The organism is Clostridium sp. CAG:43 (assembly GCF_000434655.1).
Lineage (GTDB): Bacteria > Bacillota > Clostridia > Lachnospirales > Lachnospiraceae > Otoolea > Otoolea fessa.
The window spans coordinates 67,462-77,899 of record NZ_FR895029.1 but is presented as its reverse complement, the minus strand read 5'-3'; the positions used below and the strand labels follow the sequence as shown (position 1 = coordinate 77,899).

Here is a 10,438-nt window from a genome sequence, read left to right as displayed (position 1 = left end):
TGAATAGAGGCGCTTCCAGATGGGAAATAGCTGGAGGCGCATTTGATACAGAAGAATAGGAGGGGTATCTGTGAGTGTTACAGACATTTTAGTGGACTTTGCGATCGCATCGTTTTTTATAGCAGTTGGTCAGCTTTTACGTGCAAAAGTGCCGTTGGTACAGAAATTTTTCATTCCGCCAAGCATGATTGCCGGATTTATCGCGCTGGCACTCGGGGCACAGGGACTGGGAATCCTGCCGTTTTCTGAAAATATTGGTTCTTATGCAAGTGTTCTGATTATCCTGATTTTCGCAGGTGTCGGAATTAATGGATTTTCTTTCAACAAGAAAGATTTTAAAGCGGAAATTGACCGGATTGGTTCTTATTTTTCCTATAAAGTGCTGGCACAGGCAATTCAGTTCTCACTGGCACCGTTGTTTAGTATTTTAGTAATTTCGAAATTATTCCCGAACATTAACTATGGCTTCGGTCTGCTGCTGGCAGCTGGTTTCTCCGGCGGACACGGAACGGCAGCGGCTGTTGGTACCGCGTTTGAGAGACTGGGTGATCTGGATGCAATGGATATCGCGATGACCTGTGCAACTGTTGGTATTTTATCGGGTATCTTTGGCGGTCTGTTCTTCATCAAGCTGGGAACGAAAAAGGGCTGGACCAAATATATGAAAGGCTTCAATCAGATCTCCGATGATCTGCGCTGTGGTCTGGTGCCCAAAAATGAGCGCAAGTCGATGGGCGAGGAAACTATTTCATCCAACGTCCTGGATCCGCTGGCATGGCATCTGGCAGTGATGCTGATCGCATCCGGTATCGGTGTGGGACTCAGCAAGGGAATCTATGCAGCGATCGGTCTGGATCTGCCGAATTACCTGATGGCATTTTTGACCGCGATCGTGATGTTCCTCGTTTTCCGAAAAGTCGGCGTCGGTGATTATATTGATGAAAATGTAGTGGGACGTATCTCCGGTACTGCGACGGATTATCTGGTGTTTTTCGGAATCGCTTCCATCAAACTGGCAGTTATCGTTAAATATGCAGCTCCGCTGGCACTTCTTCTGCTCTGCGGTATTGTAATCGTAGTGGCAACCCTGATGTTCTTTGGTCCGGCGATGAACCGCGGCAGCTGGTTTGAGCGCGCGATCTTCGTATTTGGCTATTCAACGGGCGTTTTTGCGATCGGCTTCATCCTTCTTCGAATCGTTGATCCGGAAAACCGCTCCAAGACGCTGAACGATACTGCATTTGCAGCGCCGTTTACAACTCCGGCAGAGATGTTTGCGTGGTCGATGGGACCGATGATGCTCTTAAATGGCAGCCATTGGAAGTTTATCGGCATTTATTTGGTAATCATGGCAGCATGCATCATCGCAAATATCGTATTTAAATGGTGGTGGCTGAAACTTCCGCTGGATCGCCCAGGTGTGGAGGAGATCGGATAAACTTGTCTTTGCCTGTTTCCTCTGATACACTTGGAACAGGTGTAAACATAACACCGTTGTCAGGCCGGATGAACGCAGGTTCAAGTCGAACGTCCGTGAGACTTGGCGCGTGATTCCGGTCAGCGGTGTTTCAGACAGGGGAGAAATGCATGGAGTTTTTAAGACAGTTATTTCATGGAAAAGGATATATTGACGGAATCACGATCATCAACCTGGATGGCGAGATTCTGTTTTCAGCAAAGTTAAATAGTAAATTTTCAAACCGGAAAGAGAGAGAAGCTTACCAGGCGCTGGTGGGACAAAATTTTTCGATGTATTTGAAAACCTGAACGCTAAGAACAGCAGCATGATCCGGGCGATGGAGGTCGGACTGCCGGTTTACGTGGAAAACCAGCTGCTGCAGACCAAGGGGCAGGAGGGCATCCATATCAGCTCTCTTTCGATTCCGATCAAGAGCGGGCGCGCCGTGGTGGGCGCGATCGATCTGTCGATGGAGGAGATGACAGACGGCGAGGAAGAGCCGGAGAGTGTGGAACTGACTTCGGAACAGATCCCGGTCGGCGGCGCTGGAAAGCTGAAAAAACACAGCGGCGCATCTTTTACGATGGAAGATATCATCGCAGTGGATGAAAAAATGAAAAATGCCAGAGACTATATACCGGTGGTGGCGGCGTGCGATCTGCCGGTTATGATCTATGGGGAAACGGGAACCGGAAAAGAGGTGTTTGCACAGTCGATCCACAATGCCAGTGAACGGAGGGATAAACCGTTTATCGCGCAGAACTGTGCGGCGCTGCCGGATACCTTGCTCGAAAGTATCTTATTTGGAACGTCCAAGGGCGCGTTTACCGGGGCAATGGAAAATAAGGGACTCTTTGAGCTGGCGGACGGCGGAACGCTGTTCCTCGATGAGATCAACTCGATGCCTCTGTTTTTGCAGTCAAAGCTTCTGCGGGTTCTGCAGGACGGCAGTTTCCGCAGCCTGGGCGGCAGTGAGACGAAACGCACGAATGTGAAGATCATTGCGGCGACCAATGTGGAACCGCTTGAGGCGATCGAGAAAGGACAGCTTCGGCGCGATATTTATTATCGTCTGAGCATGATGTCGATCCGGATTCCGCCGCTGCGGGAACGGAAGGCGGATATTGGACATTTTGTCAAGTTTTATGTAAACAAACACAATGGCACGTTCCACAAGCAGGTTCAGTATGTGTCAAAGGATCTGCTAAAAAAACTGGAAGAATATGACTGGCCGGGCAATGTCCGGGAGCTGGAACATGTGATCGTTTACGGCATGAGCATGGTGGATGAGACGAGCTCCCTGCTCCAGTATAAAGACATCAAGGGAAAGCTTCTGCTGGAAAAGCAGGCGGACAGGAAAAAGACGCCGGAAAGCCTGGAAGAAGTTCCAAAACTCTGCTCGTCGCTTCGTGAGGCGGTGGCTGCCTATGAGGAAAAACTGATTTGGCAGGCGTTGGAGGCGGCGCACGGAAATATATCTGAGGCAGCGCGGATTCTGGATGTGCCGAGGCAGACGCTGCAGAGAAAGGCGAGTCAGCTGCGAGGCGAAAAGGCGAAGGAAAAACAGGAAAAAGAAATCTAATCTGAGCGATGGAGGATAGATACGGAAATTTGAGGACGATGCGGGAAGCAGAACCAGCAGAATCAGCCCGGAAAGGATGGAACGCTCAGACAGGATAACAGGAGGAAATGCAGAAATGGAGAAATACATTGGAAAATATTCTGTAAAAGATTTTTTATATCTGATTCTGGGCGCATTTATCTACAGTATCGGCACGCACAGCTTTATTGAGACGGCGAATATTGCGCCGGGCGGTGCGGTCGGCGTGGCACTGATGTTAAACCATGTGACGAACCTGCCGGTCGGACGGCTGACACTGATGGTGAATGTGCCGCTTTTAATACTGGCGTGGTTTCATTTGAGCCGTGCCTTTGCGGTGCGGACGGCGTTTGCGTGCGGAATTTGTTCGGTTGTGCTTGACTACGTGATCGCCCCGGTCTTTCCGGTTTATATGGGCGACCAGCTTATGGGAAGTCTCTACGGCGGCATTCTGGTCGGCGTCGGCATGGCGTTCATCTTTCTGTCCGGTTCGACGACGGGCGGCAGCGATGTGGTCGGCTACCTGCTCCAGAAGAAATATCCGCATGTCTCGATCGGGCGTGCCCTGATGATGATCGATGGAATCATCCTCTCCACCTCGATTTTCGTCTTTGGAAATGTCGATGCGGCACTGTTCGGACTGATTTCCCTGTACGCGCAGACGAAGGTCATTGACATGATCATCTACGGAAATGATGCCGGAAGCGAGGCGTCGATCGTGACGAAATACCCGCAGAAAATCGCAGAACGTGTCATTAAGGAAATTGACCGTACGGTAACGTTGCTTCCGGGCAAGGGCGGCTACAGCGGCGAGGACACGACGGTGGTTTTATGTACCGTCCGCAAAACGGAGTTCAATCGTTTAAAACGCATTATTGCGGAGACGGATGAGAATGCGTTTGTGATTGTGAAGGAAACCTCGGGCATTTTTGGACTTGGGTTTAAGGATGTAGCGGAGGCACAGCAGTAGGAGCCGGGATTGGAATTAGAAAATAGCGGGATATGCCGCGAACAAGGCGAATATAGATATCATAAGAATGCATCAGGAGCGGTGCACTTGAACGAATGGTTTGAAACACACCCGTTTCTAAAACAAATGCGAAGGCGGCTGTCAGTGGAATTGGCAGTCTGCCTTCTTTTATTTTGCGGCGTCTTTCTGGCGGCACGGTATGCGGGGCTGGCATCAGCGGGGGCGGACGCTGTGCTTGGAAAGAAAAAGCCGGTTGTTTTCTTGGACGCCGGGCATGGGGATTTTGATCCGGGAAAGGTGAGTGTGGACGGAAGCCTGGAAAAGGACATCAATCTGGCAATCGCGAAGCGCCTGAAATGGTATCTGGAACAGTCCGATGTAGAGGTCGTGATGAGCCGGGAGGATGACCGGGGACTTTACGATACGTCAACCGGAAGCCGGAAAATGTCCGACATGAAAAACCGCTGCGCCCGCGTCGAGGAATCCGGCGCGGATTTGGTCGTCAGCATCCACCAGAACAGCTACCACCAGGAGGAAGTATCCGGTGCGCAGGTATTTTATTACCGGAAGTCAGAGAAAGGGAAACGGCTGGCGGAAATACTGCAGAAGCGCTTCGACTATGCGCTGGGAGACCAGAACCGCAGAAAAGCCAAACCGAATGACAGCTATTATCTCCTGCTCCACGTCAAATGTCCGATTGTCATCGTCGAGTGCGGATTTTTGTCTAACTGGAAAGAGGCGGCACTGCTGAAAACAGAAGAATACCAGGACCGCGTGGCGTATACGCTGCATATGGGGATTATGGAGTATCTGAATGGGCGCTGAAACCTTGAACTGGCGAGGAATCTTGTGTATACTAGGAGTACTTAGCGAGGTATTTTCGAGCTTAGTACGGAAGATAGATTTATTCATTGTAAGATAGTAGAAAGAAGAATCAATATGCAAAACGAAACAAAAAAAGAACTTCATACCCAGATGTGGAAGATAGAAAATCCAAAGGACTTTACGCCGCATGACCGGGAGGTGCTTGAGAAGGCGGCAGCGATCATCCGCGCAGGCGGTCTGGTGGCCTTTCCGACGGAAACGGTGTACGGATTGGGGGCGAATGCGCTGGATGAGGCGGCAGCGAAGAAGATTTATGCGGCGAAGGGACGCCCGTCTGACAATCCGCTGATCGCGCATGTGTCCTGTCTGGAGGAGATCGCGCCGCTGGTATCGAATATGCCAGAAAATGGCAAAAAGCTTGCAAAGGCATACTGGCCGGGACCGATGACGATGGTATTTCCTAAGAGCGCGATCGTGCCATATGGAACGACCGGCGGGCTTGACACGGTGGCAATCCGGATGCCGTCTGATCTGATCGCGGCAGAGTTAATCCGTCTGTCCGGCGTGCCGATCGCGGCTCCGAGTGCGAATACATCGGGACGCCCAAGCCCGACGCGCGCGGATCACGTGCTTCAGGATATGGACGGAAAGATCGATGCGATCATCGACGGCGGTCCGGTTGGAATTGGTCTGGAATCGACGATCGTGGATGTTACGGAGGAAATGCCGATGGTTTTAAGACCGGGTGCGATCACCGTGGAGATGCTGCGTGAAACGGTCGGGGAAGTCGGCATTGATCCGGCGATTTTAGGACCGGTCAGCGCGGATGTGCGCCCGAAAGCACCGGGAATGAAATACCGCCATTATGCACCGAAAGCCGATCTGACACTGGTCGAGGGCGAGACGGAGGCAGTTGTGGAGACGATCAACCGCCTGGCAGGCGAAAAGCTGGCAGAAGGGCGCAAGGTTGGAATTATCTGCACGGACGAGACGAAAGACCGTTATCCGGCGGGGATGCTGGAAAGCATCGGTGCGCGGGCGCGTCAGGAGACTGTTGCACACAACCTGTATGCGGTTCTGCGCGATTTCGACGATCGCGGCGCGGAATATATCTTTTCGGAAGGATTTTCGGAAGACAATTTAGGACGGGCGATTATGAACCGGCTCAATAAGGCGGCTGGCTATCATATTTTGAAGGTGTGAGACGATGCGGTACTTATTGGCGGCGATTAATGCCAAATATATACATTCAAATCTGGGAATTTACAGCCTGAGACGGTATGCGATGGAGCGGCTGGGGCTGGGACAGAAGGATGAGCAGGGTGCGGCTGTTGGAATGGAAATGGTTTCGGAGACAGCAGAAGGCGCGAATCGAACGAAAACCGTGTCGGAAATCCAGATCGATCTCGGCGAGTACACCATCAACCACCAGATGGATCAGATTCTGCAGGATATTTACCGGAGAAAACCGGATGTGGTGGGATTTTCCTGTTATATCTGGAATATCGTTTACGTGAAGGAACTGATCCACGATTTGAAAAAGGTTCTTCCGCAGGTCCGCATCTGGATGGGAGGTCCGGAGGCTTCGTATGACGCGGTTCACCTGATGGATGAGCTGCCGGAGGTCGAGCTGATCATGCAGGGCGAAGGCGAGGAGACCTTTACGCGGTTGGTGGAGGCGTGTGAGTGCGGGACGGAGGTTTGTTTTTCAGAGCTCCCAGGCATTGTCCTACGCCGTTTTGATGGCACCATCGAGGTCCATCGTCCGGCGCCGCTCATGAATCTGGACGACATTCCATTTTCCTACGGAGATTTAAGCGGGCTGGAACACCGCATTATCTACTATGAGAGCAGCCGTGGATGTCCATTTTCCTGTAGTTACTGTCTGTCTTCGATTGACAAAAAAGTGCGGTTCCGCAGCCTTTCGCTGGTAACCAGGGAGCTGCAGTTTTTCCTTGACCGGAAGGTGCCGCAGGTAAAGTTCGTAGACCGGACGTTTAACTGCAAAAAGAGCCATTCGATGGCGATCTGGCAGTATTTGCTGGAACACGATAATGGAATTACCAACTTCCATTTTGAAATTTCATCGGATCTTCTGGATGATGACGAGCTGGCGCTGATGAAACAGATGCGTCCGGGGCTGATTCAGTTGGAAATCGGTGTGCAGACGACGAACCTGGTGGTTGTGAAGGAGATCCGGAGGACGATGGATCTAGACAAGGTGGCGCGCCGTGTGGCGCAGGTCAACACCTTTGGCAACATCCATCAGCATCTCGACCTGATTGCGGGGCTTCCGTATGAGGATATCGAGAGCTTTCATCGTTCCTTCAACGATGTATACAAAATGGAGCCGGAACAGCTTCAGCTTGGCTTTCTGAAGGTGCTGAAAGGTTCCTATATGGAAGAAATGAAGCAGAAATACGGTCTGCTCAGCCAGAGCAAGCCGCCGTATGAGGTGCTTAGGACCAACTGGCTTTCCTATGAAGAGGTGATCCGTCTCAAGGGTGTGGAAGAGATGGTCGAGGTCTATTACAACAGCGGGCAGTTCCGCCGCACGATGAAATGCCTGTCGCAGGAATGGGGCGATGCGTTTGATTTGTATGACCGCCTGGCGGCATTTTATGAGGAAGAGGGACTGAATGGAGTGAGCCATAACCGGCTGGCACGGTATGAGATTTTGTATCTGTTTATTCAGAAATGGGGGAACAAAGAAATTTCCTATCAGGATCTTCTCATTTATGACCTCTACCTCCGTGAAAACGTCAAGAGCCGTCCATCTTTTGCACCGGATCCGTCGGAGTGGAAGAACGAGACGAAGCAGTTTTTCATGCGCGAGGAGAAGGAACGCCGTTATTTGAAGGGCTACGAGGCATACGATTCCAGGCAGATGGCGAAAATGGCGCATTTAGAGCGGATGGAAGACGGAAGCTTTGTGCTGTTTGATTACAAAAACCGGGATGCTCTGTTTGGCAATGCGGCGGCATTTTCCATTTCCCAGGATGAAATACAGTGAGAAATGGGATTTTCCAGAGAAAGACAGGAAAAAGAAATTGCGGATGGCGGCAGTCTGAACATCTGCGAACGAGAAGAAATGTAGGACAACCATATTTTAAATTAGATGGATAGTAAACTGTTCAGTAGGTCTGTGCATTTACTGCGCTGACCGTACGAAAACATGGGCCAGCAGGCAAAAATCCCATTGCCGTAGGCAATTTTTAATGGATTTTTGCGCGTGACTGTGAAGGTACTGAACAGTTACGATGGATAAATAAAATGGAAAAAACAGACAATTCTTATATAGCGATTGACCTGGAGACAACAGGGTTAAATCCCAAAACCGAGCGGATCATCGAGATTGGCGCGGCGCGGGTGGAAGATGGAACCGTGGTGCAGACGTATTCGACGTTTGTCAACCCGGAGCGGGAACTGGATGCGCGCATCCGGGAGCTGACGGGAATCTGTGACGATGATTTGAAGGATGCGCCGGTGCTGGATACAGTTTTGCCGGAACTTCTGGCATTCTGCGGGGAGCTGCCGCTTCTGGGGCATCATGTTATCTTTGATTTCAGCTTTCTCAAGCGGGCGGCGGTCAACCGGAAGTATACATTTGAGCATGCGGGGCTTGATACCTTGAAAATCTGCCGCCATTTTATGCCGGAGGAGGAAAAGAAGAATCTGGCAGCCGCGTGCCGGTATTTTGCGGTGGATCCGGGCGAGAGCCATCGGGCGCTTTCGGATGCGCTGGCGGCGCACCATCTGTATCAGGAGCTTAAAAACAGGTATTTTCTGGAAGTGCCGGAGGTGTTTGCACCGCAGCCTTTGATTTACAAGGTAAAACGCGAACAGCCCGCGTCAAAAAAGCAAAAAGAAGTCTTGCGGGAATTACTAAAATATCATAGAATAAATTTATCTGCGCAGATTGATTCGCTTTCGAAAAATGAGATTTCGAGACTTACGGATCAGATTATCGCGCAGCATGGCAGAATGCAGAAGAGGTGAGAGATATGTTTAAATTTTCAAATCAGAAAACACGCCAGATCGTATCAGCGGTTGTTATTATAATCGTAGTAGTAGCGATGGTAGCGGGAACCATTTTGGCAGGTCTTATGATGTAAAGGTTCGGTAGATGATGAAAAAAAGAAATTGGATGGCAGGCATATGCGGCGCGGCAGTGATGGGACTGCTTATAGCCAGTACGGGCACCGCGTCAGCGGGGACGATTCCCACGGGCTTTCAGGTCGGTGGGTTTGATCTTTCCGGGATGACACGGGAGGAGGCGGATCAGACGATTGAGAAATCGATCGGGGAGATGGAAAATCAGACCATTTCGATCCGGGTAGAAGGTCATGAGGTTCAGACGACGGCGGCGGAGCTGGGATTTTCCTGGGTCAACCAGAACGAGATTGATGAGGAAGTGGAGAAACTTTCCGGCGGAAATCTCCTGCGTCGGTATCTGAATCAGAAGGAATTAGAGCAGTCCGGTGTGGATCTGCAGATTGAGACAGCGGTCGATGAAGCGAAGGTTGCCGAGTTTGTGCAGACCCGGTGCGCGGAATTTACGACAGCGCCGCAGGACGCCGTGATCACGCATGAAAATGGAGTCTTTCAGGTCAGCCAGTCTTCGGCGGGACAGGAAGTGGACATAGATGCGACGACAAAAGCACTGAATGAGGCGCTCGCGGGCGGTCTTTCGAAACCGGTTTCGGTGGATGCAACAGTCAAAAATGCAGAGCCGACCCGCACGACAGAGGCATTGTCTACGATTCAGGATGCACTTGGAACATTCAGTACCGGATTCAACACGGGAAATGTGTCGCGTTCCAAGAATCTGCGGAACGGTGCGGCGAAGATCAACGGCACGGTTCTGATGCCGGGAGAAGAATTTTCGGCTTATACATGGCTGACCCCATTTACGGTGGAAAATGGCTATGCATCGGCAGGTTCCTATGCGAACGGTCAGGTAGTCGATACGGTCGGCGGTGGCGCCTGCCAGATCTGCACGACGCTTTACAATGCAGCGCTTCTGGCGGAGATGGATATCACCCAGCGCCAGAATCATTCGATGATTGTTACTTACGTTCCGGCATCGCAGGATTCGGCGATCGCGGGTACTTATAAGGATCTGAAATTTAAAAATCCATACGATACCCCGATCTATATGGAAGGGGCAGTGAACGGCGGGACTATTTCATTTACGATATATGGAAAAGAGACACGGCCGGCAAACCGGACGATCAAATACGTTTCGGAGACACTGTCGAAGAAGGATCCGGGCGAGCCGATCACAAAGGTGGACGCATCTTTGAAGCCGGGTGCGAGGGTGAAGGAACAGTCGGCGCACTATGGGCTGCAGTCACGGCTCTGGAAATACGTCTACGTGGACGGCGTGGAGACGGAGAAAACCTTGCTGCAGACGGATACCTATATGGCATCGAAGGCAATCTACCGTGTAGGTCCGGCCGTTGCAGCTGCGGCACCGGCGGTTCCGGCTGGACCGCAACCTGAGACACCGCAGCCTGAGACACCACAGCCGGAAAATCCGGTTCCGGCACCGACGGAAGCACCGGCAGCACCGGAGCCGATC

9 protein-coding genes are annotated in these 10,438 nt (G+C 51.4%); all 9 read left to right on the top strand.

The window, feature by feature from the left end:
• Window positions 1–70 precede the first annotated feature (70 nt).
• The gene (locus QVO97_RS02620; protein WP_022358860.1) at window positions 71–1,438 is read left to right on the top strand and encodes a sodium/glutamate symporter; all 1,368 of its coding nucleotides are present in this window, start codon (window positions 71–73) and stop codon (window positions 1,436–1,438) included.
• A gap of 149 nt (window positions 1,439–1,587) precedes the next feature.
• A complete protein-coding gene (locus tag QVO97_RS02615; protein WP_022358859.1) occupies window positions 1,588–1,767 on the top strand; it encodes a hypothetical protein in 180 nt (59 codons plus the stop codon).
• A gap of 17 nt (window positions 1,768–1,784) precedes the next feature.
• Window positions 1,785–3,041: a sigma-54 interaction domain-containing protein gene (locus QVO97_RS02610; protein WP_022358858.1), complete on the top strand. Its 1,257-nt coding sequence runs from the start codon at window positions 1,785–1,787 to the stop codon at window positions 3,039–3,041.
• A gap of 115 nt (window positions 3,042–3,156) precedes the next feature.
• Entirely contained in the window at window positions 3,157–4,029 is an 873-nt protein-coding gene (locus tag QVO97_RS02605; RefSeq protein ID WP_022358857.1) for a YitT family protein, read from the top strand.
• Between the two features lie 87 nt (window positions 4,030–4,116).
• A complete protein-coding gene (locus QVO97_RS02600; RefSeq protein WP_022358856.1) occupies window positions 4,117–4,854 on the top strand; it encodes an N-acetylmuramoyl-L-alanine amidase in 738 nt (245 codons plus the stop codon).
• Between the two features lie 150 nt (window positions 4,855–5,004).
• Complete coding sequence (locus QVO97_RS02595) at window positions 5,005–6,057, top strand: L-threonylcarbamoyladenylate synthase (protein ID WP_288188718.1); 1,053 nt, start codon at window positions 5,005–5,007, stop codon at window positions 6,055–6,057.
• A gap of 4 nt (window positions 6,058–6,061) precedes the next feature.
• Window positions 6,062–7,867, top strand: a complete 1,806-nt coding sequence (locus QVO97_RS02590; RefSeq protein ID WP_022358854.1) for a B12-binding domain-containing radical SAM protein — start codon at window positions 6,062–6,064, stop codon at window positions 7,865–7,867.
• Between the two features lie 260 nt (window positions 7,868–8,127).
• On the top strand, window positions 8,128–8,853 hold the full coding sequence (locus QVO97_RS02585; protein WP_022358853.1) for a 3'-5' exonuclease: 726 nt from the start codon (window positions 8,128–8,130) through the stop codon (window positions 8,851–8,853).
• A gap of 130 nt (window positions 8,854–8,983) precedes the next feature.
• A partial coding sequence (locus tag QVO97_RS02580) for a VanW family protein (RefSeq protein ID WP_288188716.1) occupies window positions 8,984–10,438 on the top strand: 1,455 nt, incomplete at its 3' end.

What these genes read in the sequence shown, in the direction of transcription:
- QVO97_RS02615 (WP_022358859.1), top strand. Translation starts at nt 1,588, where the DNA reads ATGGAGTTTTTAAGACAGTTATTTCATGGAAAAGGATATATTGACGGA.
- QVO97_RS02610 (WP_022358858.1), top strand. Translation starts at nt 1,785, where the DNA reads ATGATCCGGGCGATGGAGGTCGGACTGCCGGTTTACGTGGAAAACCAG.
- QVO97_RS02605 (WP_022358857.1), top strand. Translation starts at nt 3,157, where the DNA reads ATGGAGAAATACATTGGAAAATATTCTGTAAAAGATTTTTTATATCTG.
- QVO97_RS02595 (WP_288188718.1), top strand. Translation starts at nt 5,005, where the DNA reads ATGTGGAAGATAGAAAATCCAAAGGACTTTACGCCGCATGACCGGGAG.
- QVO97_RS02590 (WP_022358854.1), top strand. Translation starts at nt 6,062, where the DNA reads ATGCGGTACTTATTGGCGGCGATTAATGCCAAATATATACATTCAAAT.
- QVO97_RS02585 (WP_022358853.1), top strand. Translation starts at nt 8,128, where the DNA reads ATGGAAAAAACAGACAATTCTTATATAGCGATTGACCTGGAGACAACA.